This window comes from Brucella pseudogrignonensis (assembly GCF_002252525.1).
In the GTDB taxonomy this organism is placed as follows: Bacteria; Pseudomonadota; Alphaproteobacteria; order Rhizobiales; family Rhizobiaceae; genus Brucella; species Brucella pseudogrignonensis.
On sequence record NZ_NNRM01000015.1, the window covers coordinates 1 to 24,375 of the forward strand.

Below are 24,375 nucleotides of genomic sequence, written 5' to 3' on the forward strand. Positions count from 1 at the left end.
GCAGGCCCGCGCCACACGATAACGCATCATCACGTCATCAAAGGCAGCATCCATGTCGGCAAAGGTGGCGCGCTTCTGTTCGATGATTTCGCGACACCACAGGACATCGCCGATCTCTTCCCATACCCAGATCACATGAAGGTCGTTGCGTCGGCCTATATCGCGCCCGACATAGCAGGCGTTGCCCTGATATCCTTCCGGGCTTCCTGCATTGTCGTCTTCGACCGATGAGATCAATTCGTATGATAGCCAGGCGCTCGCCTCATCGAGATACTGCAGCTCATATTCCTGCGCCCACGCATCTTCGTCGGCAATACCGGCGCGCAGCTCCTCGATGTTGCGCGGCAAGCCGTCCCTGACCGCCTGATAGATATCGACAACATGCCGTGACCAGGTATCGTCATTGGCGGTGTCCAGCTCGAAGAATTTCCCGCTCTTGCCATTCGGTGTCGACGTGACACGCAGTTTCCAGTTGGCCGAGATTACCGGAAAGAGCGCCTTCCAGATCGCGTTACTATCTTTGTGGAAGGCGAACTCATCCAGAAAAACGTTGGCAGAGAACCCGCGCGCTGTGTCGGGATTTGCAGGCAGAGCCGTGATACGGGTGCCATGCGGTAATGTTACTTCCAGCGCCTTGTAGCTGCCGGTATCACCCTTCCAATCAAACTCGCTGGCGTCAAATGCCATGCCGTAAGCCTTGGCGTGAGGGTATATTCCTTCCAACATGGCTTCACGGGCCTGCCGTTCACCACGGCTCAATATCACCCATCGTGTACGCTGGCTCTTTACGGCATGCTCAAAACTGTCATCAACACACTCAAGTGTTGTGGTGAACGTCTTGCCTGTTTGACGGGCAAATTTGCCGATTTTGAAACGGCTTTTATCCGTGATCCAGCGGCGCTGATAGCCGTAAAGCAAAGGCTGTGTCATCAGGATGCCCCATACGCTTCACGGATCATGCGCAGGATTTCTTCGCCATCCACCTTGCGGCCTGCTTTCTCGACAGCGTCGGTCGCGTCACCAACCGCTTTCGCCAGCTTGGCACTGGCTTCCTGTTCGGCCTTGCGGCGATGCTCAGCAGAATGGCGTTGCGCAACCACGGTTTCCTTATAGGCGCGCGCCAGTTCCATGGCGTTCTTGGAATTAAGTCCATCGCCGTCGAGCAGCTCATCGATGAGCGTTTTGAGGAACTCACCAAGAACGATATCGGACCGTCCTATTTCTTCAGGCGTGAGCTTCTCGGCGATACCGGCATAGATGTAACGGCGCTCTTCCAGTTGATCGGATCGACGGCGAAGACGCGTGGATTTGCGATTAAAAGCCGACTTCGATATCGGCCCAATGCCTTTGACCTCCAGACGATCATTCAGCTCAAAAAGAATATCCGCCTGACTGCGGCGGCGTTCATTAAGCTGACTGATTGCCCAGACAACATCGTCTTGGGCTTCTTCTGGCAACAATTCCATGCTGTCGAGCCGGGAACGGCCACGCCTGTCATTTGCCATGGTATGTTACTCCACGTCGCCCGGTCGCTGGATGCCTTCGAGGACGAGACGGCGCTCGACATGATCGCGGCCTGTCCTGGTCAATGTGGCGATAAGGGCTGTGCCTGCGGCACTGATGCGTACAGCGCCAGCTTCGGTTTCAAGCCAGCGCATCTGATTGCGCAGATATTCGCGGGTGCGTTTGTAGCCGAACACCTCCAGCTCGCGTTCAAGCAGGCTGTCGTTCAGACTGGCATTCGTCTCCATCGCGAGCGCCTTCAGGATGATGAGGCGTACATTCTGATCGACAAAATCCTTGTAACCCGCCGTCATTCCTAACGTCCTTTCTGCATCAAAAATTCTTCAACACGGCGTGTCGTCCGTTCGGTCGCCTCTGACGACTTCGCCATTATGCCCATCTGGCCCTTGATCTCGGTGATCGCGAGCTGGAGCTGATGGACGGTTTCAGTGTTCGGCATGTGCGACAGATCATTCTCGACCTTCGACAGTCGGTGCTCGTGATCCGAAACCTTGGCCGACATCTCTTTCGCGCCCTTGCCGATGTAGCCGCTGACCACGCCGAGGAAGGCCGCAGCCGCCAGCAAGAAATTGATAAGCTGCCCGATCTGGGCCAGTGAGATATTCTCCAGCATTAACGACGCCCCTTGGACTGCTCGCGTTCAAGTTTGCTCTGACAGTCCACACACCGGCGCGCCGATGGCAGGGCTGCAAGCCGCTCCGGTTCAATCTCTTCGCCGCAGCGGACGCAGATGTCCGATCCGTCCCCAATCAACGCAGCCGACGCGGCAGCGATTCCCGCGTCCCGTTCTTGCTCGGCGCGCAGATCGGCCAGTTCATGTGCCTTGTTGCCCGCTTCCATCACTTCGGCCGCTCCGCTGGCACCGGCACCGCGTCGATGGCGGCAATGGCTGCACCGCGCCGTTGTTCGCAGGCGGCAAGTGCGGCGCGATCCTTGCCCCAAAGCGGCGTCAGCTCTTTCGCCGACAGCGCGCGATCAGGCAGAGTGACAGGCGGGTCGCATGGCTTGCGCGCTTCAGACGGCACTTGGCCCGTTACGAACTCAGTACGGAGGATTGGCCTTCCCTCCGAGGAACTGGTTGTTGAGCAACCGTGAGCGATCGACATCGATGCCACTGCCAGGAGTGTCAGAAAGTGCCGCATTGGCATCCTCCAGTTCTAAAACCTTGTTGTTGAGGCGGTTGATTTCGGCTTGCGCTTTTTCCTGCACGGCCTGGGAGGCTTTCATCTGCTCGATGATGTTCTTCGCGGCAGCTTCATTGGCCTCGGCGATCTGTCTAGACCAATCCGCATCACGGGCTTTCTCGGCAGTTGCAACCGCATCGCTGATTGTATCGTGGAGCGCACGGGCAGCACCGAAAGCCAAGGTCGCCGCCGCCAGCAGTATGATGGCGGCAACAACGATCTGGGAGGTCCACTTGGCGAACCATGCGGAGAACCATGCAATCATGGCCGGTCCTCCCGTCGATCGGTGAATAGTGCTTTTGCCTGCGCCCAATAATCGACAGAACCGAAGCCGCGATGGACACCTAGAACGCCGACGATCAGGGCGACCATGGATGGCACAACGATTGGAGCGATGGCGACGGCCTGCTCGGAGCCGAAAGAGGCAGCACCGACAAGAATGATGATGACAGCCCAGGCGAGATAGAAACTGCCCCACAGATAGCGACGGGTCGAGGTGTAGCCCGGTTCCTTGATCGGCTCGCTCATGCCACGTCCTCCGGCATAAAACGCTGAAGGCTGTTCATCGTCTTCGGCCCGACCAAGCCATCGGCAACCAGACGATGATCGCGCTGGAATGCCTTCACGGCCTGCTCGGTTCCCGGTCCGAAAATGCCGTCGATCGACAGATGGTAAAATCCAGCAGCACGAAGACCACGCTGAAGATCGGCAACGGAAAGACCTCGCATGCCACGACGCAGCACGGTGTCTCCCGGCTGGAAGGCGATAGCGTCGGCGCTGATCTCCGCAACAATGTCCTTGGCCTTGGCAAGATATGCTGCGCGGTCGCTCAAGCCGTTTGTGCCACCGTTGATGCGTTTGGTGATAGCGACAAGATCATCGCGGTCGGCGAGGTCATTTAGGTTGCGGGTGGACCAGAAATAGAAGACGGCCCATGCAGCCCATGGCCACGTCGCCACCAGTTCGGGTTTCAGCTCGAAGTTGGGCGCATCAGAGTGGTACTGCCGCATCCACATTGCGAAGGCGCGATAATTGGCGCGGCCGGTCAACTGGATCGGGCCACGGCCCTTGAAGCGTTTGCCGTCACCGGGCTGTGTATTGCCGAGATCGGCGCGACCTTCATATGCAGCTCCGCTGGCGTATTCTTCCATCGCACAGAAGCCGTCGCTCTCGTGGGCGAGCTGCGCGAGGAAATGAACGATGCGAAGCGCATTCGTTACCTGAAACCGCTTCAGCAGTTCCGGCAGCAAAGGCCCGAACGATGATATGATGGATTGCTGTTGTGCGATCTTTTTGACCGCGACGCGCGGAGCCAGCGCGGCCAGCACCGTGTGATTGATCTGGGATGCAAGGTCGGTCACATCACGCCCTCCGCGAAAAGCTCGTTGAAGTCCATGCCAAAGGTGGCAGGCACTACGAACTTTTTACGCGGAGTGGCGAAACCAACCCATGCCAACAGGCACAGGCATCAAGATTAATCTTGGTTGAGGGGAAACATCTCGATCTGACGATCATCGGACTTTTTCATCCGATACTTGATCGGTGAGCGCTGGAACAAGCGCTCAACACCGCTTTCAGTTATGCCCAACTTACGGGCAATCTGTGCATTCGACAAGCCATCGTCGTCACGATAGCGGCGGGCGCGGAGATCTCGCACCAATGGCACACTTATGTAATCACCGCCATAGCGCCGCGAAAGCTTGCTTGCAATATCTTGACCAACCGTATCGATCAGTTGGGAACGTTCGGTATAGGAAGGCACATAAAGACGAACGCCAGCATGCTCTTCGGCCAGCCGGATTAATCCTTCCTCACCAAGCAGGCCGAGCAGTTCTCCTACAAGACGATGATCCTTCAATGCTGCCTCCCGATCTCCGCAGAAAGCGCAAGTTGCTGCGCGGTAACGAGACGCAGGCGGGCTTCCAGCTCGACACGCTTATGGCAGTGCGGCCGGAGCGCGTGGATGCGTTGACGCAAGATATTGCGCTCAGTCTGGAGCCGCTCGATCTCTGCCAATTCCGGCGCGATGAACAAAGGCAGATTAACCAGAGGCGCGGATTGCTGAACCATCATCATGCCCTCACCATTGCCAAAACGCGGAAGGCGCGCTTTATTGGAGGAAATTTCTGGGGGTTGATATGAGACTGGTACTGGCTGGACTGGCGTTGTTTGGATATGTTGCTATTGCGTTCGCGGAAGACTTCAACGAAGAACGCATGGGTATTCACCTGGGCACTATCCTCGCAGCGGAACAACCGTGCGGTTTTTCTTACGATCAGACTGCCATTAAAAAGTACATCGCGGAAAACGTTCCGGCATCGTCCATCAGTTTTCCCGCAACTCTCATGAGATGGACCGAGGCACAGAAAAGCGACGTTTCTGATTTGGTAGGGGCCGAGAAGTCCGCTTACTGCGCTGCAACGGAACACACTGCAAAGTCGTTCGGATTTATTCAATAGCCGCGCTACTCGGCCGGATTTCTTCCAGCAAGTTGATATCGTTTCTGATGTGGCGCGGACCGTGAAAATCATGGCCGCGCCGCTTTTCTGATTTCTGCGCCAAGCGCGTTCATCACCGGCTGCCAGTTCTGCGGCTTCAGTTCTTCAAAATCGAACTGGTCATTGAGACCAAGAACCGCCCGAACGTATCGGGTGAAGCTGCCCGGCTCTGGCAGTCTGCCTTGCTGCGAAAGCACACTCCATTGCGCAGCGGCAACCTTCGCGCCGTCTGTTCGCCTCCAGCCCTGCATGAACATATCTTCCTGCCAGACTGGACCGACTTCGCGTTCGATCCACTTCTTGATGCTTTCGATCGCTATGCGCGCGTCGGCCCAATCATGAACAAAACGAACATGATCGATTTTCGTCTGACGCTTCACGAAGGCGATCAACGCTTCGTCAGTTGGATTGTCGAAAACACCAAGGTTCCATCCAGCGATCCAGAGCGCCTGAAGCTTACCGGCGAACTTGCCTTCAAGGCGCTTTCGAGACCCTTTTGAAGCGGGCTTGAAGCCTTGGCGACGAAACTCATCAATCAGCTTCAGCCGTTCGCCTTCGGTCATCGCTGCAGACGAATGTTTGCCGGTGACGCGAATGCAGATCGCACGATAGGTATCGTCGTCCAGGTCAAGCTGCTTTTTCGCGACGTGTATGGCGGCGGTGGATTTCATATCAATCCTCCCTCGGCGCGATTGGAACTGGTCCGGACCCGAACGGATTGAAGGTGTCAGCTTCCCGAATATGCTCTACGGCTTTCAACGGGTCCGCGCTTCTCCAGTCCGGCCACCGGCGAATGAAGTTGCATGCCTGTTTCGCGATGATGATCTTGATGATCTGTTCGGGCGACAAATCGAGCCGCGCCATGCCGTTGAGTGCCAACAGGACAATGTCAGCCCATTCCTTCGGATCAGTTGGATTGGTCTCGATCTCGATCAGTTCCTTTCGGATATGATCGATTGTGCCTTCTGTGCGCCGTCCAGGGCCGAACGTGGCAAAATTCCAGCTGATGAACTCTTCTAACCAGACGGCATTTATGATGGGAGTAGTCATGCCACACCCGCCTTCGTTGGACGCACAAAGACCCGGCGATGATGGTGCTCGCAGAAGCTCGAACCGATTTTGACCGGATGGCCGCAGAACAGATGCTGTTCGCCCTTGGCTGCGTTGTTGACCGCGAACCGGCATTGGCGAAGGTTTAGGTCAGCTAACGGCAGGCCGAGTGGATCGATCGGTGTTTCGATCTCGGCGACATCCTCGCAAATGAACACGGGCTCCGGCTCAGCAACCGGCACGACGACTGGTGCGGATTGTACGTACCGAGCTGGAGACCGAGCCGCTGTTTTCATGCGGCCTGATTTGTAAGGTGACGATTCCGCCTTCGGCTGACGCGCGCCGCCTACACCGGCCCGAAGCCCGATCTCACTCAGCATCTTGTCGCGGTGAATGACACTGATGATCGCATTGCGGCTGATACCGAGGCGCTTGCTCATCTGCCCTGCTGAGAGACCTTCGCGGAGCAGCTCGGCGACGACTAGTTTGCGATCTTCGGTCCAGGTGGTGGATTGAGGACGGTTGCTCATGCTGCACCTGCCTTGTGATTATCCCGAGACTCAGCGATGTGTCCAACATTCGAACGAGGGGGATGATGATGACCTGGACGGCAAACTTGGACTTGATGGCCGCGACGATGGCCTACAATATCGTGGCTCGGAAGCTTGCGGTTCGCTGGCTTGAAACTCAGCCGCGCCAAGAAGAACTTGCTGCGTTGATCGAAGAGCTGAAAAATGCGGCTAAAGGCGCGCACTCCGAAAATTCGCTTCCTCCAGATATCGAACTTCGATTGGTCGAGAGAATGATTGTGCTGATTGAGGAGTTCTTTAAGGAACTCCCGTCCATCGACTCCTGAAGGCACAGCGAACAACTGAATTCCGGCCCCTGTGCAAATGATGCAAACTCCATCGATAATCATTCCGATGGCTGTGTGTTTCGTTTGGAAACTATTACTGGCCATTGCCGCACCTCACGCCTTGGCCATATCGATCGTGACTGCACGCCACTGATCGGTGATGGAGGACCGCTCGTAAAAGCGCACATACTCCTTGGAACCGGTGATGCGCATTGCCTCGCGAATGGCCCGCATGGCTTCCTGCCAACGTGGATCGTCAATATCGAGCCGCAGCAGCATGAAGATTTCGGAGCGGTTGACCTTGCCTTCCTTGTCGGTGTTGAAAGCCCGCGTAATGACTGCGCGAATTTCCGGCCGACTATCAGCGGCCCATTCGGTCAGGCATTCATCCAACAGGCGCTTGGCCACCTGCAGCTGCGGTCCGAAATCCACGAAATCGGCAATCTGTACAGTGACACGCTTCAGGCCGTCGAAACTCTGATAGGTGCGGTTGCCCTTGGGGCCACCCTTGGTGACGCCATATTCCTGCTGGAGAAGCGCATCAAACTCGCCAAGATCAGTCATGGTGTGACCGCGAAACCGGCTGATTTGTTCCGAAAGGCTGGATGCGTATCGCATGACTTTGCGGACAACTTCATCTTCCAGCTTGTCTGCGGGCTTGATCGCTTCCACAGGGACGAGGTTTCCCTTGGCATCGGCCATGTATGGCTTGTCGCCAACCATGGTCACGCCCTGTTCGGAGTTTCCTGCGAAAGCAGCAGTGGCAATTACTTCGGTCATTGTCGTTTCCTTGTGTTCTGGTGGCTCAGGCGCGGTCAGCGCGCAGGGTGAAATCGGGTTTGAAGAGGACGATGTTGGAATCGGGCCGGAAGAGTTCGTCCAGGAGGGCCTGCCGCGTCCTGTCATCGGAGCGGCCCATGCCATTCCAGCGATGTCGGCTGATTTCATGCTCGCGGTTCATTGCGAGCGCGGCGCAGCCGTAAAGAGTGGCGGTAACAGCACGAACATCAGCCGGAGTGAGGAACACACCCTGATTTTCGTAGCGGAGGAACTCACGACGCCATTCGAAAAGGGTGTCGCTCAGTTCGTAAAGATCGGCATCCATGGTTATGCTCCTTCCTTCAAAAGGCTGTGCGGGCATCCACTCCGGCATGCCTGAAACATGCGGATGCGATGGGCGTTGGTTGTTGCAAAAGGCTTGCGCTGCCAGATCACGCATGTGTTGCGTGGCAGATCGCCGAGGACCGGGCAGTCAACGGTCTCTGCCATCAAGGCCCCACGAACAGCTTGTTCAACCCGGCCGATATCGCCGTTCTGATAGCTGTTGGAGAGAACCTGACTGACGGCGGAAGCCGAATAACCGACCTTGCGAGAAATCGCAGACTGGCTTTCATGGTCACAGGCTTCCGCCAGAATGACGATCCAGTCCGGGATGACATGTCCCCAGGCAGCGCGCGCCTTGTCGATGTTGGAGAGCTTGGCGGCAATCATGGTTGCACCTCTTCGGTGACAACCGGGCCGACAATCTCATGACGGTTCTGATCAAAGACGCCCTTGGCGCGCAGAATAATCGGCGGCAGCGGTCCCGTGTTCATGTCCGGCGAAAGCCGATAGATACCGAGATTGCCGGATTTTCCTTTCTGCATCTCAATCAGGTAGCCAGCCTTGGCCAGAAACTTGATGTAGGATTTTGCGGCCTCGATACCGATGCGAGTTTCATCGGTCGAAGCCCAGATGGAAATATCCTGCGCGGTGAAACCTTGTGCACCTGCGCTCATGCGCATGTGGTTCCACATGGCCTTCTGTTTGCTGACGCCTTCGATCACGGTGCCGTCGCGACGTACCTTGGGTGTCATCGACTGGCGGATGGCGACCTTGTAGGTCGCAGCATCCCGGTCAGAAGCAACAGGCTCGATAAAGCCAGCCTTCACCAGACGCCGCATGAAATCGTTGATGTCCGATTGTGGCGCGTTTGAACGATTGAACACGTCGCGAGCGGTAAAGGTGCGTTCGGCTACTGCGTAGTCCATCATGACCGTCCAATAGTGATCGAAGCCACGCTTGGGGCTTTTGCCTTTAACGGCGGTAACCTTGAGAACGATGCCCATCAAGCAGCCCTCCGGTTGCGGGAGGGAACGGCGCCGGTGCAGAAATAACCCGCACCATGCTCCTGATATTGCGCAAGGCTGATTTCCTTCAGGCCGAGTTCGTCGGCGGTGTTGGCGATGGAATGGAGGGTATTGCAGATGCGACGGACGCGGCCGTCACCTTCCATGCGCGCCTGATCGAGAAGATCATCCCTGACATCGATGTGACGGCAGAACGTCCGGGCAAGTGTGCGCGTGTCGTCCAGATCGCAAGGCTGCGCATACCCCCATTCAAGCACGAGATCGCGGAACCGATCGACACGCTCCAGCTTTTTCGGAAACAGCTCTTCACCGATCAGCAGCACCGGAACGTTGCTTTTCTTGGCGATCATGCGCACCAGTTCGATCATGTTCCGATCGACCAGCTTGTCGGATTCATCAATGATGAGCGGACGCTTCGGATCGCGCGCCAGAATGCCTATGATGTCGTCTTCCAGATCGGAAAGCGTACCCCGTGCATCTGGATGGCCAAGCTCCGACAAGATCGCGGTGAGCAGCTTCTTTTTAGTCCAGGTGTCGGAAACCTCGACATAGGCCGCAGCCGTCTTGTTCATGGCATAGAGCGCGGCGACGCTCTTGCCATAGCCGGAGAACCCGGCGAAGACGCCGAGGTTGGGCTGCAACGGATGACGATTTTGCAGCGAGCGGACCAGAGTGAGGCATGCCGCCACATTCTTGATCGGCGCTGTATCGCCTCCATTGACAAATTGTTCGCTACCAGTCATTTTTTAACCTCGTCATTTGGGAAGTGCTTCTTGAAACCCCGCGCCAACGGGGTTTTATTTTTAGCGAGCGATCTTCAGCGCTTGCTCCAGTCCAAAATCCTTTGCTGTGTCCTTGATGGTTCGGTATGCCGCCGTGGCCTGAAAGCGGACGAGCTGCGCAGCAGTGTCTGCATCCAGTTCGACGCCAGCGGCGATCTTGGTTTCAAGGTCCATCGCCCATTTGAAGCGGCGCGCATTGGCGCTTAGACCCGCATCGGGATCGAGATGGACAACCGTCGATGACTTCCGATCCTCGGCCTCGCGCTTGATCGCTTCATGCAACTCTGCCGCCTTTTCGTTGAGCGGCTTGGGCTGGATACCTGCCTGCGGAAGTGTGGCGGCATCGATGGCGGCGGCAATGGCTGGTGTCGAATGCTGCTCTTCGCGCTTCGGCAACTGGATGACGTTGGCGGTCTGGCCAGCTTTTTCAGCTGCTTTGCGCTTGGCAAGGCGAAGGGTGCGTTCGATACCGGATGGACCCTTTTTCAGTTCCCGGATATCGGCCTTGATCTCGCGTTCGCGTTGACGAACGATATCGGCGGCAATGTCCTTCTGCGCCTTCACGTATTCCTGCGGATTGACGCCTGCCAGCTCTGGGCAGATCGCCACGTCGAGGAACTCACCGCCTTCAGCGGAGAATACATACATCTTGCCCATATCGAGCGGATCGCGGCGGCAGAACACTTCCGTACCAACCATGATCGTGCCGGAAACGTAATGCAGGCCGTTGTCCTTGATGCCCTGTTTGGTCATCTTGCGCAGGCCGTTCTTACCGGCAACCGGCATCAGCAGTGTATCAAGCGCGCGTTCGTCGATGCGACGGATCGGCGTTGTGGAAGCCTGGGCGACTTCGTTCGGTGTCCGCCCCTTCAGGCCGCTATGGGCGCTTTCGTGGTAAACGAACTCCAGCCAGTCATCGATATGCCGCTGGAGCTGCGCGGCCGTAAGCGATACTTCGAACAGTTCATGTTCATCTGCGCCGAGGCGCTGTGCGAAGCTTTTCCGGCCTTCGATTGCCTTACGATCGGCAACAGAGTGCCCGATATAACCCGGCAGCTGCGGGCAGACATTATGCTGGAACGTCTTGATTACGCGCTCGACATGGCCTTTCTGCTCCGGGCTGTATGCGTCCGAAATGTCGGCGGTGATATCGAGATTGCTGAACAGGCGCTTGGTGGCGATGGCTACGAAATCGGAGCCATTGTCCGTCTTGATAACGGTGGCGGCCCCCATCTGCAGAATGGCCTTGCGGATAAGCAACGCAACAGCTGATGCGCGCGGCGTCTTCGAAAGGGTGATGACCAAGCGGCGGGTTGCAATGTCGATGCAGGCATACATCGAATAGCGCCCATCCACGCACAGGGCATCAACGGGCGATGCGTCGATCATCCAGAGCGCGTTAGGCTCATCAACATGGCGATAGGTGCCCGTGCCGGACAGCTTCATGGTGGAGCGGAACTTGTCGGGGTCTGTGATCTTGGTCAGGACCAGCTTTTCCGCTGCCTTCAGGTTTGCAATAAAATGCTGGAAGGTACGAACTGGCGGCAAAGGCTTAACCTCGCCGTTGCGGTCGGTTAGCTTGGGTCCGAAATGGTCCTCGCAATATCCACGGATGATATCGGCGGACAGGTGCGGATTGGACGCAAGCCACGCGAGTATGAATGCCCGAACCTCGCCATTATTGGCGGTCTCAAGCAAACCTTTGCCCTTGCGGGCCTCAGAACGATCAACGGCAAGAGCATCTTTCGCGCCTTTTGCCTTGACTGACCGCCAGCGGAAGACCGAACGCTGTGAAATACTCGGCAAAAGTTCCTTAACCCATGGGTCCACCTGGATCATGCCAACATTGTAGCGGTCGCAGAAAATGAACATTGAGCCTTGCACGCTCAGTGAAAGACCCTTTGAGAACAATTCAAAGGCGGCGACGACAGCAAGACGAGCATCTCGCTCACGCTGTGCGCGGTCCGTCAAAGAAGCTGTAAGCTCGCTGGCTTGTTGCCGCGGCAAAGTCGATTTTTCGACCCTCCCCGTAACCATGTAGCGCTGGACGTAAGTGATCTGCGCAAGTGTGGGAAATAGCAGGTAATGGTACTCGTATGCCTTCGTACCTGCACGTTTACGGTACCAAATTGGGCTATCTTCCCAATTCTGCCGATGTGCCATTTTTGCCACCCCAACTTCGGTTGAAGGAAGGCCTGGCAATGCTTCTTCAGCGATCTCACGAGCCGTCAGCCACTCTTTCAAGCAACCGGTGTCCGAAACGATTGGGCGTGATAGCTCGTTCATCGACGTGCCTTCTTTCGCTGCGCAGACAACATCTGCCGTCGCGCTTGTAATTCTTCGATGTGATCTTCGAGAAGCTTGTCTTCGATCAGATCAGCGTATTCATTTTCGATAACCGTCAGGCCGAACATGCCGGGGACAAAGCCGAGCAGTTCCTTGGCGCCGGTTGCGTGAACAAGGGCGATGAAGGCATCGAGCGGAATGCGGTGTTCCTCGCTTGCTTCCGATGCCCATTTGTCGAGCATGGCAGCAGAGATTGATCGCTTGAGGTACTTGGACATACTCGCGGCAATCTCGCTGCGGCCTGTATTGTCGTCCCGCGCATCTCGAAGAGCGCGTGAAACGAGCCGTGCGATCTGATTGTCAAGAGAGCCGCGACCGGTCACGCCTTCTTCATAGCGAATCGCCACTTGTGGTGGCGTCCACTCGAATAGGTCTTTCGTGAGAGCATCGCGGCGCTTGTTCATCAGTTTGCGACCCTGCGCTCAGCGAACCAACGAAGGATTGCAGCTTCATTCAGCTTGAAAAATGCATCTTGCTCGGCTGGTTTGAGCCGCGCGAAACTGTCGGATATCTTTTCCCAACGCGCTTGTTCGTTGACTGGTGGAATACCGTCCAGAATGGCTACCGCATCTGGAACGGTCTGCGCTTTTCCATCAAGTATGATCTCGATAATCTTGGAAGCGCGCTCATATGGTTCTGCAGCGATTGCCAGCAAGGCCTGCTGATTGTTCGCCAGAGACTGATGCAAGGTGATACGTTCGCGCAAGTCGGCAGATATGCTGGCGATTTTTGTTGCACGAAAAACTTCACGACTGTTGATGTTAAGGAAGCGCTGCGCAGCATCTGAAAAGCTCAATGCAAATTCATTGCTGACATCGATAATTTCGGCGTCGGCGGGATTGACTGACAAGTTGTCACTTAATTCGGATTTGGTTTTTCGGCCCCGCTTTACAGGATGCGCCGTGCGCCAGATTGTGCACCAGTCAGCGACATCAACGCTGCGTTCCAGTGCTGTCAGGCTATGGCGGTAGAAGTTTTCAGCAATGCCTACAAGGCGTGTTTCGGCTTCGTCCTTGAACTCATCAGGTTCGCGAATGATGACCATAACATCGCGAGCGAGCAGCTTGCAGGCAGCAAGACGCTTTGCACCGAACACAAGCTGGAAGCGATCAGTCTGCGTGGCGATAACTTCGATCGGTTGACGTTGACCGATCCGAAGAATGCTGTCCGCGATTGCACGAGCAGCGTCATCAGGCACGCTCTTATAATCGGCAGATACATCGATGAGCGCGGAAGGAATAATGTCGTGTTTCATGTTGGTCTCAATGATTTGTCAGGGAAAAGCAAAATGGCTGACGGAATCCCTAGGCGGCTGACTGTGTACCGTCAGCGCGCGGGTGACTTTTTGCCCTTCCGTTGCAACTCTTGTTGCTGGTAGTGTGCAACTCGTCGTGACGGCCGCGTGTGTAGCTGTCAGGGAAGAGTTCGCGGAAAGGAACCTGAAGTGCAGTGGCAATTGCTTCCGCACCGGGACGGCTCGCACCGATCATGCCAGCGCGGCAAGCGCTGGCGTAGAGACCGGCATCGCGGGCAATGCCTGTCAGGGTCATTCCTCGGCGTCTGATTTCCGCGAGGATTTCGTGGCGGTCCCACTTCTTGGTGGTCATGACAACTCCTTTGGTCGGTTGCCCTGGCAGGGGCGGTCGGCTGCAACGTGTTCAAACAAGAGCCACCACTAATGTTGCATTATATCGCTAATTTATCAAGCCATATGTCGCGAATTATGAGTTTGGTTTCCTGAATTAGCGAAATCGCGCCGAAATGGAGGCATATTGTTGATTTTATTGGTTTATTTGCGATGCTTGCGAAGAAAACGGATACTAAACAAAGTTTGGATCAGCATGATATTGCCGATCTGTCGATTTCTGAGCGCCTGAGGGAGCTGGTGCCAGACCGCCAAGTTTCCGAATCGGCACGACGTTGCGGTATTGCTCAGCGGACGTTCGCTTCTTATTTGCAAGGCACGATGCCGACTGTTCCGAAATTGGTTCAGCTGGCCGAAGGGCTGGGGGTAAATCTCGCTTGGTTGGCAACAGGCGTCGAACCAAAATTCCCGCCTGATAAAGCATTCATTCAGCCTTTCAGCGACCAAGAGGCACCGGGCTTTACGCTTGTTCCGCGTCTCGATGTTGAAGCATCGGCGGGACCAGGCGCGCTTGCGCACAACGAGCAAGCCATTGATTATCTTGCATTCCAAGAGAGTTGGCTGAGGGCACGGAAAATCAATCCATCATACGCGCGGGTGCTGACAGCCAAGGGTGACTCGATGGAGCCGACTATCCGCAACGGAGACGTCTTGCTTGTCGATACATCAATCAACCATATTCTGGACAACACGATCTATGTCATCGTATATGGCGATATATTGCTAGTGAAACGCGTGCACAGTCGATTGAACGGTACGGTTCAACTGATTAGCGATAATCCGCTATATCCACCTGAAGAGGTCACCGCTGGCGAGATAGAGCAATTGCATGTTGCTGGTCGTGTAATGTGGTTCGGGCGGTCGATTTAAATTTGATGCCAAAGAGTCGCCCTGCCATTTGATCTTGCGCCGCCGATTTACATAATGGCTTCTAATCGCGCTTCTTCAAATCTCGCAAGCCTCTGTTTTAATTGAGACTATCCCGCGAGGTACCGCAGAATCCCATATAATCCCGCAGTATACCTATCACTGCCATATGATATTGCGGGTTACACAAATCCAAACTCGCCGAAGCTCTACGGTACTCGATCAAGCGTCGTGACGTCTTCGAACGCTTTCTGACCGACGGCCGTGTCGAGCTCGACTCCAACATCGTCGAGCGAGCGATCAGACCTCAGGCGATCACAAGAAAAAATAGTCTCTTCGCCGGCAGCGACGGCGGCGGCAAGACATGGGCGACAATCGCGACACTTTTGCAGACGGCAAAAATGAATTCTGTCGATCCCCAGGCCTGGCTCACGCAGACGCTCGAGCGCCTTGCAAACGGCTGGCCTAGCAGCGAAATCCATACCCTTATGCCGTGGAGCTACAAGGCCTGAACGGCCTCAGCTTGCCGCTTACATTGCAACTATGGTCAGTCCGATAAGAGCTTCGGAGACCTCCAACCTGCGAGCAAGATCGGAGGATCCCCATACGAGCCAATCCGCGCCTATTGTGATGACCGCAATACCACCAATCATGACGGCGACGTTCAACCATCCGCTCCGCGGAGCGTCGCGCATCGGGCGTGGCAGGACTGGCAACTCTTTGTCGGGTGGCGAACTTCTTAAGCGCGCGCTTCGAACGACCAGGACGATATAGCCGATACCACCAAGCAGGAACACAAGGCCCTCGGCTCTCGACAGATAACCATCAGCTGCAAACACCCAGAACGCCAGTGCGGCGGCTATCATTGCAGGGAGTTCAAGCCCAACGGAGACCGGTTCCAAAACAACGGGCCGAGCGATAGCACATAGTCCAAGGATGAACAGCAGACCGAAGGTGTTGGTGCCGGCGATGTTCCCGACGACCAACCCTCCTTCTCCCGTCAACGCGGCATTGATGCCCACCGCCAGCTCAGGTGTGCTTGTCCCGATCGCAACAAATGTGAGCCCGATGACGAGCGGGGATATGCTCAGCCGGCGCGCGAGCGTCGACCCGCTGCGCACCAGTATATCCGCTCCGCCGACCAAAGCGAGGAGGCCAAGCGCGCACCAGAGAATTGCGGCCGTCAAGGCTTGTGTCTCTGCAGAAGCACCGGATATGCGGCAAGGCCTGCATGCCGCTCTATGACCACGCTCCGGATCAGCCGATTTCGCCTAAGGGCTGGATATATGTCACCGAAAGATGATCCGGGAACTTCAGCGCTGTTTTAATAGCTTCGCGGTCCACCGTACCGAGGAGGCATGTGCCGAGCCCTTCGGCAGCGCAGAACAGATAGACGTTCTGGGCCATGATGGCTGAGTTGACGCGTGCGGCGATAACCAGTTCTTCGGGCGCAGACTTGGCCAGGTCACCGGCGGCAGCGGCAAGTTTCTCGGCATCAGAGACATAGATCAGCACCACGGGCGCCCTGCGTACGAAAGCCGTGGGGCTGACATCCGCGCGAATATCTGTATCGGCCACTTTGTTGAGAGCGTTTGCCACGGGGTCGTAGAGACTGACGCCATCTTCCAGCGCGACGTAGATATCGACGTTCTTCGCACCGTGCCAGGCGGGCGCTGTGCGTCCATCACCGTCCGCGCGGTTGACACCATTGGCCGCCCACAGTGCTTCGAGCACCTTTTCGCGCGCAACGTCACCACGCCCGAAGCGCTTGGTAGAGCGGCGCTGTTTCAGGGCTTCCTGCACGGAGACGGTTGCAGCGCCGCCGGAGGCCACCTGCGCATTGGCTGTCCCGACGATACCTGCGGACGCTGCCGCACTGGTTCCTGCGAGAAACAATCTTCTGGAGAGCTGTCGTGTCATGATATCGGTCCTTTTCTTTTCCGGGGCTTTGTTATGTCCACTGCCGTGAAAGGGCGTTGAGGACGTCGGTACGGCTGATCTGGCCGACAAGTCGGCCATGGCGGGTGACGGGGAACCGCCGGTACGAGCTTGCGACAAAGCGCTCACACGCTTCGACGATGTCGATACCCGCATCGAGCGTCTCGAGTTCGGTGCTCATATAGTCGGCGACACTGCCACCCCATTGTTTGTAGTAGGAGGCGTTGAGTGCGGCCTTCAGGCAATCGCGTTTGGACAGAACGCCGACGAGATCGCCGGCGCCGTCGATGACGCATGCACCCGACACGCCGTTTTGCATGAGCACGGACACGGCCCGTACTATCTCCATGTCCGGCGTTAGCGTGATCAGGTCCGTGCGCATATGATCGGCGACCGTGTCGAGTTTCATGTCCCGCTTCCTTCGGATCGTTCGCAAGCATGGCATTTGCCGCCGCAGGCCGCGCCGCCGCACGATCCCTTGAGCGGTGCGCGGCCGGCAAAAAGGCCGGCGGCCAGCGCGAGCATGGCAAGCCCGGTCAGAAGAACAGCGGCGAAAATGGTCTGCATGGCTTTATGCCCTCCCCTGGTCGATGAACAACCTGTTGGCTCTGGCCTTAAGACCTCCCGCCTCGCGAAGCAGATAAAGCGCGGGCAGACGGTTGGCGGAGGCGAATGCAAGGCCGCCTTCAGGACCCATTACCAGAAGGGCGGTCGCAAACGCGTCGGCCTCCAGCGCTGTCGGGGCCAGAACGGAAACCGAGGCGACGCTGTTGCGAACCGGCTCTCCGGTTGCGGGATCGATCGTATGACTGTAGCGGCGGCCCGCGATCTCATAGGCATTGATCGCATCGCCCGAGGTCGCCATCGCCACGCCTGTCAGGGGAAGCGTCGTGTGGACACCGGTGCGAAGCGGGTCCGCAATGCCGACGCGCCATGGACGGCCGTCAGGGCGCGCACCGAAACCATAGACTTCGCCACCCACCTCGATCAGGAAACTCGGCAGCCCTTGATCTCTCAGGTGTCCTGCAAGCCGGTCGACGGCGTAGCCCTTGGCTATGCCGCACAGATCGAGCGAAAGTTCCGGCTCTGCTTTGGAGAGGCCTTCGGCACTGACGGCAAAAGCGGTGTAGCGACCGGACCGCCCGGCAGCGATCGGCCCGAAACCGTAACGATGGACAGCGGGCCCGACGGCCGGATCGAACGCGCCGCCGGTCAATCGCGCAATCTCGAGTGCCTTGCTAGCAACCGTCCGAAGCGGCTCGGAGGCTGCGAACGGTGTGATTTCCGAACGGCTGTTGAAGCGCGAAAGCTCCGAACCCGCACGAAACGGGCTCATCGAATGATCGATCCCGGCCAGTAAGTGCCGGAGATCCGCGCCAATCTTGCGGGCATCGGCATCGGCCGGAACGGTGACCTGCCATCGTGTGCCGAAAGCGCGCCCGGAGATGCGCGTGAGATCATCGGCACCGGCTCGGGCCAAAGACGGCAAGGACATCAGTCCGGCCAGGGCTCCCAGTCCAAATACGATCTCGCGCCTTGTCGTCATGCTCCTAGATCCCGAAATCGTCATTGAAGATGCTCTCGCTCTCCACACCGCATTCATCGAGCATCGCGTAGATGGCCTCGATCATGAGCGGAGGGCCGCACAGATAATATTCGCAGTCCTCCGGCGCCGGGTGATCCTTCAGATAGGCGCGGAAGACGACATCATGGACAAAGCCTAACTCACCGTCCCAGGGGTCGTTTCTGGCTGGTTCGGAGAGGGCTGGCACCCAGCGGAAGTTCTCATGACGCCGGGCAAGCTCGTCGAATTCGTCGGCGTAGAACAGTTCGCCACGGCTTCGCGCGCCGTACCAGAAGCTGATCTTGCGGCGGCTTCCCTGACGCTCGAGCATGTCCGTTATGATGGCGCGCAAGGGCGCCATGCCGACGCCGCCGCCGATAAACACCATCTCGCGCCCGGTATCCTGCGCCCCGAAGTGACCATACGGGCCCGCCACTTCGATCGGGTCGCCCTCGCGCAGACCGAACAGCCATGACGAGACGATGCCGGGAGGTGCATGCGGTTTGGCTGGCGGTGGCGTGGCCAGACGGATGTTGAGCACGATCATGCCGACATCCTTGGGTCGGCTGGCAACCGAATAGGCGCGAGAGACGGGCTGAGGGCTTTGCGACGAGAGCTTGTCAATTCCGAGTTTTTTCCATTCGGCGGCATGCTGCGGTTCAAGCGCGATGCCGGAGAAGTCGAGACGATAGGCCGGTGCGGTGACCTGCACGAAATTGCCCGCACGAAAGTCGAATTCCGCGCCCTCCGGCAAGGCGAGCACGATTTCCTTGATCAAAGGCGTGACACTGCGCGACGATGCCACGCGGCAGTTCATCGTGGTGATGCCGAGCACCTCGTCCGGGACGGTGACGGCGAGGTCGTTTCGCACCACGATCTGGCAGGCGAGCCGCATTCCAGCCCGAACGTCGGCAGGAGAAAGCCGGGCGCGTTCCGTCGGCAACGGCTCTCCCGTACCCGTGACGCCGCTGACGCGGCACAGGCCGCACGTTCCCGCGCCGGCGCAGCCCGAGGGCACGGCGATGCCGTTGGAATTCAAAATATCGAGAAGCTTGAAATTCGCCAGAGCGCCAATCTCACGCCCGCCGTTAACGGTGACCGCCACGGGTCGCGACGGCAGCAGATACTCCCGAACCTTATGGACAACGGCTGCCAGCGCGACGAGCAGCAAGGAAATGAAGCCGATGCCGAGCAGGATCTCCGTCATAGCACGCGCACTCCCACAAAGGCGGAGAACGCCATGGACAGGAGACCGGTGACGATGAAAGCAATGCCGAGGCCCTGCAATCCTTCGGGGACATTGGCATAGCGCAGCCTCTCGCGGATCGCCGCGAGCGCGACGATGGCCAGCGCCCAGCCGATCCCGGTGCCGATCCCATAGACCGTGCTTTCAGTGAGATCATATTGCCGCTCGACCATGAACAGACTGCCGCCGATAATGGCGCAGTTGATGGCGAGCAGCGGCAGGTAGATGCCAAGCGCGCCGTAGAGGGCGGGCACGTAACGATCGAGCAGCATCTCGATGATCTGCACCATCGCCGCGACGATGCCGATGAAGGTGATCAGCCGCATGAAACCGAGATCGACATCCGGCAGCCCCATCCACGCGAGCGCCCCGGCACTCAGGATATAGGCGTGCAGCAGGTAGTTCACCGGCACGCTGAGCGATTGCACGACGATCATCGCAACACCCACGCCGAAGGCTGTTTCCACGCGCTTGGAGACGGCGAGGAAGGTGCACATGCCGAGGAAGAAGGACAGCGCGAGGTTTTCTTCGAAAATGGAGCGCTGGAACAGTTCGATCATGTCTCAGTCGTCCTTTGCTGCTCGCGCAACTCGAATTCAGGCGCTTCCCTCTGGCCCCGGCGCAGGCTGCGAACAGCCCAGACCAGAAGGCCAAGGATGATGAATGCGCTCGGCGCGAGCAGCATAAGACGGAGTGGCTGGTACCAGCCACCGTCGGCCACGAGTGGCAGCAGGCCGACGCCGAACAGGCTTCCGGCGCCGAACAACTCGCGGATGGCGGCGACAGTGAGCAGCACCAGGCTGTAGCCGAGTGCATTGCCGACGCCATCCACGATGCTGGGAACGACCGGATTGTGCAGCGCATAGGCTTCGGTGCGCCCGAGCACGATGCAGTTCGTGGCAATCAACGAGACAAACACCGTCAGCCGCTGGCTCATCTCATAGGCAAAAGCCTGCAACATCTGGTCGGCGACGATGACCAGCGAGGCGATGATGGTGATCTGCAGGATGATGCGCACGGAGGACGGGATGTGTCGGCGGATGGCGCTGATGACGCCTGCCGACAGGCCGAGCACGACGGTCAGGGCGATCGACATGGTGAGAGCGGTGGACATCGATGTCGTGACCGCCAGTGCCGAGCAGATGCCGAGGATATGGACGGTGACGGGGTTCTTGTCGATGAGCGGATCTGTCAGGTTGCGGAAAGGGATAGTCATTCGATCTCGCCTTTCTTCAGCCTGTCGAGAAACGGCCCGAAGCCGTGCTCGCCCATCCAGAATTCGAGCATGTCCGAGATCGCATAGCTCGTGACGCTGGCGCCGGAGATGCCGTCGACTTCATTGGGGCCGCTGGCATTGCCGCGCACCACGGAAATGGCGAAATCGCCATCGTCGAAGATGCGCTTGCCTGCCCATTGCGCCTGCCAACCGTCCTCGGCGACGCGGGCGCCGAGGCCGGGCGTCTCACCCTGCTCATAAACCGTGAAGGCGGCAACGGTGTCGAGATCGGCCTCCAGCGCCAGATAGGCCCGGATGGTCGACTGGTAGCCGGCGCCGCGGACCGGAAGCACAACGAGCGCCAGTTCCTCGCCGCGGCGCAGAAGATAGACAAGCGCGTGGTTTTCGCGGCGGCTGAGACCAGCGAGGTCGTCAGCGCGCGGCAGGGCCGAACTTCGCTCTGCGTCCGCCGCCGCCGCTCGCTGATCGAAGCTTCCCGGATCGACATCGGCGGCGACCGTTCCGCTTGCGAGGTCGATGACGAGCGTTTCGACGCCGCTTGCGCCAGATTCCTTCAATATCTCCCCGATGCCCGGAACGTTTTCCAGCATCTGCACCATGCGGCCCTGTTGCTGGGCGACGATATTGGCCTGCTGGATCGGCCGCAGGACGACCGCTGCGATGGAGACGGTAAAGCCGCAGCCAATGGCCACCAGAAGCGACATGCCGATCGTCTTGACGCCATCGGTGTTCGGACGGTTCAGAAAGCGGCGCCACATGCCCGGGCGCGGGCTGGGAGGACGAGCGTCAGCCATGTCGCCTTGCCCTCCGCCTTACATGGATCGCCACGACCACGTAATCGATCAATGGTGCGAAAATGCTGCTCATCAGGATCGCGAAGATCGCGGCTCCAAAAGTCGATCCGGCCTGCGAGAACAGGCCGATGAGCACGCCGGTCAGAATGCCCTGTGCAAAACGACCTGGATTTGTCGTGCAGGAACATACAGGATCTGCCGCCAGAAAGAGGATCGCGCAGCCGATCGCACCCGAAAGCAGGTTGACCGACGGATCGCTTCCCTGCGCCCAAACCATGAGGGCCATCGTGCAGTAGGCCGCAAGCAGCAATCGCCATGACGCCTGGCCGCTGAGGAGCAGGAGAACCAAAGCCGGAAGCAATGCCGCCAGAGGAATGTTTGGCCCGGCTCGATAGTCGATTTCAGTGAAGGAGAACATCACGAAGGCAAGGGCGGCGACGGCAGGATGCACGAAATTGCGCCCGCGCCCACCGAACACCTGTTCGGCGATCACCACGCCGAAGCTGACGCCCAAAGCGAGCTGCCAGAGCGGCGCATCGGCCGGGACAAGAAGGGCGATCAGCGTGGCGGCGACAATACCGTCAAGTCCCGGCCTGAGACCCCGGACACGTGTGAAGACATGCTGCCACGCAAGGGTCAGGCTGACAGAGATCAGCAGCCGCGCTGCGAACTGTTCCGTATCTGCGACAAGCGCGGACACGACCGGGACGATCACGCCGAGCAGCGCGGGCGTGGCGCTGTCGGACAACAAGGTGCGGCCGACGCGGCCCGCCTGCAGGTCATGGAAGAAGGCGATCATATCGCTTCCTCCAACTCATCGAGCGTCGCACGCAACAGGGCGCCATAATCCGTGCCCGACCCGTCGACATGGCTCAGGAGCGCCAGATCCTCTTCCACAAGTTCCAGCGCACCAAGTTTCGCGGCGGTTTCCACATCGCCCGTGCTGATGGCGCGCAGGAACGGCGCGGGCAGGATCCCGCAAGGCGCGGCCCGTTCATGAACGGCATTGGGAATGAGCGGCGCCGGAAATTGCTCGTTGAATGAGGTCAGGTAGCGCATGAGAAAGGAGCGCCGGAGCGGATGCCTGTGTGGGATGGCGGTGGCCTGCACGTCATAACGCCGCAGGAAATGCTCGACCGTTCCGCCGAGCGGAGAGCCCGAAAGCAACTGAACCGAGGGACCGGTGAGCGAGGCGCCGAAAAGATCTTTCAGATTCGCGCCTGCGGGAGCGACAACGAGGCGCGGACTGCACGTCCCCGGTCCGGTCAGCGCAACGACGCGCCGTGTCCATATCCGGCCCGTATCGAGCAGGCATCCCAGCGCGATTACGTCCTGATAGCCGATGTGCCAAACCATCCTGTTTACACCGACAGGATTGAGATGATGGATATGGGTTCCAACCAGACCCGCCGGATGCCTGCCCGCGAAACAGACAGCCTTGACGGCTTCGGGAACGGCCGGGGAGGCATCGGCCCCGTGACAGACGTAAACGGGACCGTCGGTCAGGTGACGCAGCGCCTCCGCGCCGAGACGAAACCATGATTCGAAGCGCCTTATGACGGGGGCCGGATCACCTGCGAGCGGCGCGGTATCGGTGGCTGTTACGAAAATCGCATCAGGAGCCTGCCGGGGATCGGCGAGCCGACCGAATGGCCGGGTGCGAAATGACTGCCAGCAACCGCTTTGGAGCAGGAGCGACTGCATGGTCATGCGATCTGGCCGTGAGGGCCTGTCGAATTCGACGGCGGCTTCGTCCTCGACGTCGATAATAATGGAATCGAGGCTTCTACGCGCGCCGCGCGAGATTGCGCGGATTGTTCCAGCAACAGGGGCTGTAAACGTCAGATGAGGGCGGTGACGATCCGTAAACAGCCGCTCGCCGGCTCGCACGGCTTGTCCGATCGCGACATCGATAACCGGGCGCAGGCGCGGGTAATCTTCTCCCATAAGCGCAACCGAGCGAGCCACGACCGCATCTTCAATCGTGTCTATCGGCTTGCCTTCCCATCGAAGATCGATCCCGCCCCTGATATGTACCTGCAAAAAATACCCCTCCCACGTAAGCGATGCTGGACGTTTCCCTTCCCGATCGGACATCAACCGGGCGTGGCCACCTAGGCGTTGCCTGACCCGGTTACATTTTCGGACAAGGCGATCCTCAGCTTCTCTTCCTGCTCTGGCGACAGGGACGTCTTGAGAACTCGACCACGCAGGCCTTCGAACTCCGCCAGCACCTTTTCCGGCTGGACCTTGCGGACAAGAACGAACAGCGCAGACGAATTGCTTGGAATGGTCTCGCCCAGAGACTTGATGAACGTATCGTCGATGCCATAGTCGGCAAGGGAGCCGGACAAGGCGCCGACACCCGCTCCCGTCAGGCCGCCAATGGCGATGCCGGCAAGCGGATTGAGAAAGAGCAGGCCCACAAGGCCGCCCCAGATCGTTCCCGAGAGAAGGCCCGATGTGGCGCCGAGAGCCGCCAGGTTAAGGCTCTGCTTGAGATGGACCTTGCCTTCGCCGTCACGAACGACGACGACGGCATCTTCCAGATCGACCAGATATTCTTTTCTGAGAGCAGCGAGCTTGAGAAGCACCTTGTCGGCTTCATCAACCGTATCGAAACCGACGACGACCAGATCGGACATGTTTTCTTCTCCTGTGTTGTAATCTCTTTTTGCCGACGGCCTGCGGGGCCCACCCACCCTGTTGGACGAT

General features: G+C 58.2%; 38 protein-coding genes and 1 pseudogene. 5 read left to right on the top strand and 34 right to left on the bottom strand.

Annotation, left to right across the window (positions count from 1 at the left end):
* The 10 genes from CEV34_RS05270 to CEV34_RS05315 form a co-directional block, all read right to left on the bottom strand.
* On the bottom strand, positions 1–930 hold a 930-nt coding region (locus CEV34_RS05270; protein WP_094543344.1), incomplete at its 3' end, for a terminase large subunit domain-containing protein.
* Entirely contained in the window at positions 930–1,505 is a 576-nt protein-coding gene (locus CEV34_RS05275) for a phage protein Gp27 family protein (RefSeq protein ID WP_094543347.1), read from the bottom strand. The genes CEV34_RS05275 and CEV34_RS05270, both read right to left, overlap by 1 nt.
* 6 nt (positions 1,506–1,511) lie before the next feature.
* On the bottom strand, positions 1,512–1,817 hold the full coding sequence (locus CEV34_RS05280) for a VpaChn25_0724 family phage protein (RefSeq protein ID WP_094543349.1): 306 nt from the start codon (positions 1,815–1,817) through the stop codon (positions 1,512–1,514).
* A gap of 2 nt (positions 1,818–1,819) precedes the next feature.
* Positions 1,820–2,137 (bottom strand): DUF2730 family protein, encoded by a 318-nt coding sequence (locus CEV34_RS05285; RefSeq protein ID WP_094543351.1) that lies wholly within the window; start codon positions 2,135–2,137, stop codon positions 1,820–1,822.
* Positions 2,137–2,364, bottom strand: coding sequence for a TraR/DksA C4-type zinc finger protein (locus CEV34_RS05290; protein ID WP_094543353.1), 228 nt, complete (start codon positions 2,362–2,364; stop codon positions 2,137–2,139). Before CEV34_RS05290 ends, CEV34_RS05285 begins: the two co-directional genes overlap by 1 nt.
* The gene (locus CEV34_RS05295) at positions 2,364–2,549 is read right to left on the bottom strand and encodes a hypothetical protein (protein WP_235819014.1); all 186 of its coding nucleotides are present in this window, start codon (positions 2,547–2,549) and stop codon (positions 2,364–2,366) included. The genes CEV34_RS05290 and CEV34_RS05295 overlap by 1 nt, the downstream gene beginning before the upstream one ends.
* A 16-nt stretch (positions 2,550–2,565) precedes the next feature.
* Positions 2,566–2,973, bottom strand: coding sequence for a hypothetical protein (locus CEV34_RS05300; RefSeq protein WP_094543358.1), 408 nt, complete (start codon positions 2,971–2,973; stop codon positions 2,566–2,568).
* Positions 2,970–3,236 carry an NAD(P)+ transhydrogenase beta chain gene (locus CEV34_RS05305; RefSeq protein ID WP_094543359.1) on the bottom strand — a complete coding sequence of 89 codons (267 nt, stop codon included), beginning with the start codon at positions 3,234–3,236 and terminating at the stop codon, positions 2,970–2,972. The genes CEV34_RS05300 and CEV34_RS05305 overlap by 4 nt, the downstream gene beginning before the upstream one ends.
* On the bottom strand, positions 3,233–4,069 hold the full coding sequence (locus CEV34_RS05310; protein WP_094543362.1) for a peptidoglycan-binding protein: 837 nt from the start codon (positions 4,067–4,069) through the stop codon (positions 3,233–3,235). Before CEV34_RS05310 ends, CEV34_RS05305 begins: the two co-directional genes overlap by 4 nt.
* Positions 4,070–4,182: 113 nt before the next feature.
* Positions 4,183–4,566, bottom strand: coding sequence for a hypothetical protein (locus CEV34_RS05315; protein WP_094543364.1), 384 nt, complete (start codon positions 4,564–4,566; stop codon positions 4,183–4,185).
* Between CEV34_RS05315 and CEV34_RS05320 the strand changes: the two genes are divergently transcribed.
* Both CEV34_RS05320 and CEV34_RS05325 read left to right on the top strand, forming a co-directional pair.
* A complete protein-coding gene (locus CEV34_RS05320) occupies positions 4,566–4,850 on the top strand; it encodes a hypothetical protein (RefSeq protein ID WP_094543366.1) in 285 nt (94 codons plus the stop codon). The two genes, CEV34_RS05315 and CEV34_RS05320, sit on opposite strands and share 1 nt — an antisense overlap.
* A complete protein-coding gene (locus tag CEV34_RS05325; RefSeq protein ID WP_094543369.1) occupies positions 4,847–5,167 on the top strand; it encodes a hypothetical protein in 321 nt (106 codons plus the stop codon). The genes CEV34_RS05320 and CEV34_RS05325 overlap by 4 nt, the downstream gene beginning before the upstream one ends.
* A 68-nt stretch (positions 5,168–5,235) precedes the next feature.
* On the opposite strand, the gene CEV34_RS05330 is transcribed toward CEV34_RS05325, so the two are convergent.
* From CEV34_RS05330 to CEV34_RS05340, 3 genes are read right to left on the bottom strand one after another with little or no spacing between them, the layout of a single operon-like run.
* A complete protein-coding gene (locus CEV34_RS05330; protein ID WP_094543372.1) occupies positions 5,236–5,877 on the bottom strand; it encodes a gp16 family protein in 642 nt (213 codons plus the stop codon).
* Position 5,878: 1 nt separating this feature from the next.
* Positions 5,879–6,256 (bottom strand): dATP/dGTP pyrophosphohydrolase domain-containing protein, encoded by a 378-nt coding sequence (locus CEV34_RS05335; RefSeq protein WP_094543374.1) that lies wholly within the window; start codon positions 6,254–6,256, stop codon positions 5,879–5,881.
* Positions 6,253–6,786 carry a GcrA family cell cycle regulator gene (locus CEV34_RS05340; RefSeq protein ID WP_094543376.1) on the bottom strand — a complete coding sequence of 178 codons (534 nt, stop codon included), beginning with the start codon at positions 6,784–6,786 and terminating at the stop codon, positions 6,253–6,255. The genes CEV34_RS05335 and CEV34_RS05340 overlap by 4 nt, the downstream gene beginning before the upstream one ends.
* 68 nt (positions 6,787–6,854) lie before the next feature.
* On the opposite strand from CEV34_RS05340, the gene CEV34_RS05345 reads away from it, so the two are divergent.
* Entirely contained in the window at positions 6,855–7,112 is a 258-nt protein-coding gene (locus CEV34_RS05345) for a hypothetical protein (protein ID WP_094543379.1), read from the top strand.
* A gap of 114 nt (positions 7,113–7,226) precedes the next feature.
* Here CEV34_RS05345 and CEV34_RS05350 read toward each other — a convergent pair whose 3' ends face one another.
* From CEV34_RS05350 to CEV34_RS05390, 9 genes are all read right to left on the bottom strand, one after another.
* A complete protein-coding gene (locus CEV34_RS05350; RefSeq protein ID WP_235819018.1) occupies positions 7,227–7,835 on the bottom strand; it encodes a DUF3164 family protein in 609 nt (202 codons plus the stop codon).
* A gap of 82 nt (positions 7,836–7,917) precedes the next feature.
* The gene (locus tag CEV34_RS05355; protein ID WP_094543385.1) at positions 7,918–8,217 is read right to left on the bottom strand and encodes a hypothetical protein; all 300 of its coding nucleotides are present in this window, start codon (positions 8,215–8,217) and stop codon (positions 7,918–7,920) included.
* Between the two features lie 2 nt (positions 8,218–8,219).
* Positions 8,220–8,603 (bottom strand): transcriptional regulator, encoded by a 384-nt coding sequence (locus CEV34_RS05360; RefSeq protein WP_094543388.1) that lies wholly within the window; start codon positions 8,601–8,603, stop codon positions 8,220–8,222.
* Entirely contained in the window at positions 8,600–9,220 is a 621-nt protein-coding gene (locus CEV34_RS05365; RefSeq protein WP_094543391.1) for a helix-turn-helix domain-containing protein, read from the bottom strand. The genes CEV34_RS05360 and CEV34_RS05365 overlap by 4 nt, the downstream gene beginning before the upstream one ends.
* Positions 9,220–9,984 carry an AAA family ATPase gene (locus CEV34_RS05370; protein ID WP_094543393.1) on the bottom strand — a complete coding sequence of 255 codons (765 nt, stop codon included), beginning with the start codon at positions 9,982–9,984 and terminating at the stop codon, positions 9,220–9,222. Before CEV34_RS05370 ends, CEV34_RS05365 begins: the two co-directional genes overlap by 1 nt.
* A gap of 60 nt (positions 9,985–10,044) precedes the next feature.
* Positions 10,045–12,309, bottom strand: coding sequence for a DDE-type integrase/transposase/recombinase (locus tag CEV34_RS05375; protein WP_094543395.1), 2,265 nt, complete (start codon positions 12,307–12,309; stop codon positions 10,045–10,047).
* A complete protein-coding gene (locus tag CEV34_RS05380) occupies positions 12,306–12,773 on the bottom strand; it encodes a hypothetical protein (RefSeq protein WP_235819015.1) in 468 nt (155 codons plus the stop codon). Before CEV34_RS05380 ends, CEV34_RS05375 begins: the two co-directional genes overlap by 4 nt.
* Positions 12,773–13,624 carry a ParB/RepB/Spo0J family partition protein gene (locus CEV34_RS05385; RefSeq protein WP_094543397.1) on the bottom strand — a complete coding sequence of 284 codons (852 nt, stop codon included), beginning with the start codon at positions 13,622–13,624 and terminating at the stop codon, positions 12,773–12,775. The genes CEV34_RS05380 and CEV34_RS05385 overlap by 1 nt, the downstream gene beginning before the upstream one ends.
* A 49-nt stretch (positions 13,625–13,673) precedes the next feature.
* Entirely contained in the window at positions 13,674–13,976 is a 303-nt protein-coding gene (locus CEV34_RS05390) for a helix-turn-helix domain-containing protein (protein ID WP_094543399.1), read from the bottom strand.
* Between the two features lie 191 nt (positions 13,977–14,167).
* Between CEV34_RS05390 and CEV34_RS27280 the strand changes: the two genes are divergently transcribed.
* Together CEV34_RS27280 and CEV34_RS05400 are read left to right on the top strand one after the other, a co-directional pair.
* Positions 14,168–14,884 (top strand): XRE family transcriptional regulator, encoded by a 717-nt coding sequence (locus CEV34_RS27280; RefSeq protein WP_235819016.1) that lies wholly within the window; start codon positions 14,168–14,170, stop codon positions 14,882–14,884.
* A 185-nt stretch (positions 14,885–15,069) separates the two neighbouring features.
* Positions 15,070–15,393 (top strand): annotated as a pseudogene (locus CEV34_RS05400) (IS66 family transposase); the annotation flags it as partial.
* A gap of 18 nt (positions 15,394–15,411) precedes the next feature.
* Here the strand turns inward: CEV34_RS05400 and CEV34_RS05405 are convergent.
* From CEV34_RS05405 to CEV34_RS05455, 12 genes are all read right to left on the bottom strand, one after another.
* On the bottom strand, positions 15,412–16,068 hold the full coding sequence (locus CEV34_RS05405) for a sodium:calcium antiporter (RefSeq protein WP_235819017.1): 657 nt from the start codon (positions 16,066–16,068) through the stop codon (positions 15,412–15,414).
* 70 nt (positions 16,069–16,138) lie between these two features.
* A complete protein-coding gene (locus tag CEV34_RS05410) occupies positions 16,139–16,801 on the bottom strand; it encodes a nitroreductase family protein (RefSeq protein ID WP_009450479.1) in 663 nt (220 codons plus the stop codon).
* Positions 16,802–16,832: 31 nt separating this feature from the next.
* Complete coding sequence (locus CEV34_RS05415; RefSeq protein ID WP_009450480.1) at positions 16,833–17,228, bottom strand: CBS domain-containing protein; 396 nt, start codon at positions 17,226–17,228, stop codon at positions 16,833–16,835.
* A complete protein-coding gene (locus CEV34_RS26955) occupies positions 17,225–17,386 on the bottom strand; it encodes a hypothetical protein (protein WP_167495040.1) in 162 nt (53 codons plus the stop codon). The genes CEV34_RS05415 and CEV34_RS26955 overlap by 4 nt, the downstream gene beginning before the upstream one ends.
* 4 nt (positions 17,387–17,390) lie before the next feature.
* Positions 17,391–18,365 carry an FAD:protein FMN transferase gene (locus CEV34_RS05420; RefSeq protein WP_009450481.1) on the bottom strand — a complete coding sequence of 325 codons (975 nt, stop codon included), beginning with the start codon at positions 18,363–18,365 and terminating at the stop codon, positions 17,391–17,393.
* A 4-nt stretch (positions 18,366–18,369) separates the two neighbouring features.
* Positions 18,370–19,590, bottom strand: a complete 1,221-nt coding sequence (gene nqrF, locus CEV34_RS05425) for an NADH:ubiquinone reductase (Na(+)-transporting) subunit F (protein WP_009450482.1) — start codon at positions 19,588–19,590, stop codon at positions 18,370–18,372.
* Positions 19,587–20,189: an NADH:ubiquinone reductase (Na(+)-transporting) subunit E gene (nqrE, locus tag CEV34_RS05430; RefSeq protein WP_009450483.1), complete on the bottom strand. Its 603-nt coding sequence runs from the start codon at positions 20,187–20,189 to the stop codon at positions 19,587–19,589. Before nqrE ends, nqrF begins: the two co-directional genes overlap by 4 nt.
* Positions 20,186–20,845, bottom strand: coding sequence for an NADH:ubiquinone reductase (Na(+)-transporting) subunit D (locus CEV34_RS05435; protein ID WP_009450484.1), 660 nt, complete (start codon positions 20,843–20,845; stop codon positions 20,186–20,188). The genes nqrE and CEV34_RS05435 overlap by 4 nt, the downstream gene beginning before the upstream one ends.
* Positions 20,842–21,660: an NADH:ubiquinone reductase (Na(+)-transporting) subunit C gene (nqrC, locus tag CEV34_RS05440; RefSeq protein WP_009450485.1), complete on the bottom strand. Its 819-nt coding sequence runs from the start codon at positions 21,658–21,660 to the stop codon at positions 20,842–20,844. Before nqrC ends, CEV34_RS05435 begins: the two co-directional genes overlap by 4 nt.
* A complete protein-coding gene (locus tag CEV34_RS05445; RefSeq protein ID WP_009450486.1) occupies positions 21,653–22,459 on the bottom strand; it encodes an RnfABCDGE type electron transport complex subunit D in 807 nt (268 codons plus the stop codon). Before CEV34_RS05445 ends, nqrC begins: the two co-directional genes overlap by 8 nt.
* Complete coding sequence (locus tag CEV34_RS05450; RefSeq protein ID WP_009450487.1) at positions 22,456–23,703, bottom strand: Na+-translocating NADH-quinone reductase subunit A; 1,248 nt, start codon at positions 23,701–23,703, stop codon at positions 22,456–22,458. Before CEV34_RS05450 ends, CEV34_RS05445 begins: the two co-directional genes overlap by 4 nt.
* A 71-nt stretch (positions 23,704–23,774) precedes the next feature.
* Positions 23,775–24,305: a DUF1269 domain-containing protein gene (locus CEV34_RS05455; RefSeq protein WP_009450488.1), complete on the bottom strand. Its 531-nt coding sequence runs from the start codon at positions 24,303–24,305 to the stop codon at positions 23,775–23,777.
* Positions 24,306–24,375 lie beyond the last annotated feature (70 nt).

Coding starts and splice junctions, on each gene's coding strand:
- CEV34_RS05275 (WP_094543347.1), bottom strand. CDS start 1,505: ATGGCAAATGACAGGCGTGGCCGTTCCCGGCTCGACAGCATGGAATTG.
- CEV34_RS05280 (WP_094543349.1), bottom strand. CDS start 1,817: ATGACGGCGGGTTACAAGGATTTTGTCGATCAGAATGTACGCCTCATC.
- CEV34_RS05285 (WP_094543351.1), bottom strand. CDS start 2,137: ATGCTGGAGAATATCTCACTGGCCCAGATCGGGCAGCTTATCAATTTC.
- CEV34_RS05290 (WP_094543353.1), bottom strand. CDS start 2,364: ATGGAAGCGGGCAACAAGGCACATGAACTGGCCGATCTGCGCGCCGAG.
- CEV34_RS05300 (WP_094543358.1), bottom strand. CDS start 2,973: ATGATTGCATGGTTCTCCGCATGGTTCGCCAAGTGGACCTCCCAGATC.
- CEV34_RS05305 (WP_094543359.1), bottom strand. CDS start 3,236: ATGAGCGAGCCGATCAAGGAACCGGGCTACACCTCGACCCGTCGCTAT.
- CEV34_RS05320 (WP_094543366.1), top strand. CDS start 4,566: ATGCTGCCTCCCGATCTCCGCAGAAAGCGCAAGTTGCTGCGCGGTAAC.
- CEV34_RS05325 (WP_094543369.1), top strand. CDS start 4,847: ATGAGACTGGTACTGGCTGGACTGGCGTTGTTTGGATATGTTGCTATT.
- CEV34_RS05330 (WP_094543372.1), bottom strand. CDS start 5,877: ATGAAATCCACCGCCGCCATACACGTCGCGAAAAAGCAGCTTGACCTG.
- CEV34_RS05335 (WP_094543374.1), bottom strand. CDS start 6,256: ATGACTACTCCCATCATAAATGCCGTCTGGTTAGAAGAGTTCATCAGC.
- CEV34_RS05340 (WP_094543376.1), bottom strand. CDS start 6,786: ATGAGCAACCGTCCTCAATCCACCACCTGGACCGAAGATCGCAAACTA.
- CEV34_RS05345 (WP_094543379.1), top strand. CDS start 6,855: ATGACCTGGACGGCAAACTTGGACTTGATGGCCGCGACGATGGCCTAC.
- CEV34_RS05350 (WP_235819018.1), bottom strand. CDS start 7,835: ATGGTTGGCGACAAGCCATACATGGCCGATGCCAAGGGAAACCTCGTC.
- CEV34_RS05355 (WP_094543385.1), bottom strand. CDS start 8,217: ATGGATGCCGATCTTTACGAACTGAGCGACACCCTTTTCGAATGGCGT.
- CEV34_RS05360 (WP_094543388.1), bottom strand. CDS start 8,603: ATGATTGCCGCCAAGCTCTCCAACATCGACAAGGCGCGCGCTGCCTGG.
- CEV34_RS05365 (WP_094543391.1), bottom strand. CDS start 9,220: ATGGGCATCGTTCTCAAGGTTACCGCCGTTAAAGGCAAAAGCCCCAAG.
- CEV34_RS05370 (WP_094543393.1), bottom strand. CDS start 9,984: ATGACTGGTAGCGAACAATTTGTCAATGGAGGCGATACAGCGCCGATC.
- CEV34_RS05375 (WP_094543395.1), bottom strand. CDS start 12,309: ATGAACGAGCTATCACGCCCAATCGTTTCGGACACCGGTTGCTTGAAA.
- CEV34_RS05380 (WP_235819015.1), bottom strand. CDS start 12,773: ATGAACAAGCGCCGCGATGCTCTCACGAAAGACCTATTCGAGTGGACG.
- CEV34_RS05385 (WP_094543397.1), bottom strand. CDS start 13,624: ATGAAACACGACATTATTCCTTCCGCGCTCATCGATGTATCTGCCGAT.
- CEV34_RS05390 (WP_094543399.1), bottom strand. CDS start 13,976: ATGACCACCAAGAAGTGGGACCGCCACGAAATCCTCGCGGAAATCAGA.
- CEV34_RS27280 (WP_235819016.1), top strand. CDS start 14,168: ATGCTTGCGAAGAAAACGGATACTAAACAAAGTTTGGATCAGCATGAT.
- CEV34_RS05410 (WP_009450479.1), bottom strand. CDS start 16,801: ATGACACGACAGCTCTCCAGAAGATTGTTTCTCGCAGGAACCAGTGCG.
- CEV34_RS05415 (WP_009450480.1), bottom strand. CDS start 17,228: ATGAAACTCGACACGGTCGCCGATCATATGCGCACGGACCTGATCACG.
- CEV34_RS26955 (WP_167495040.1), bottom strand. CDS start 17,386: ATGCAGACCATTTTCGCCGCTGTTCTTCTGACCGGGCTTGCCATGCTC.
- CEV34_RS05420 (WP_009450481.1), bottom strand. CDS start 18,365: ATGACGACAAGGCGCGAGATCGTATTTGGACTGGGAGCCCTGGCCGGA.
- nqrF (WP_009450482.1), bottom strand. CDS start 19,590: ATGACGGAGATCCTGCTCGGCATCGGCTTCATTTCCTTGCTGCTCGTC.
- nqrE (WP_009450483.1), bottom strand. CDS start 20,189: ATGATCGAACTGTTCCAGCGCTCCATTTTCGAAGAAAACCTCGCGCTG.
- CEV34_RS05435 (WP_009450484.1), bottom strand. CDS start 20,845: ATGACTATCCCTTTCCGCAACCTGACAGATCCGCTCATCGACAAGAAC.
- nqrC (WP_009450485.1), bottom strand. CDS start 21,660: ATGGCTGACGCTCGTCCTCCCAGCCCGCGCCCGGGCATGTGGCGCCGC.
- CEV34_RS05445 (WP_009450486.1), bottom strand. CDS start 22,459: ATGATCGCCTTCTTCCATGACCTGCAGGCGGGCCGCGTCGGCCGCACC.
- CEV34_RS05455 (WP_009450488.1), bottom strand. CDS start 24,305: ATGTCCGATCTGGTCGTCGTCGGTTTCGATACGGTTGATGAAGCCGAC.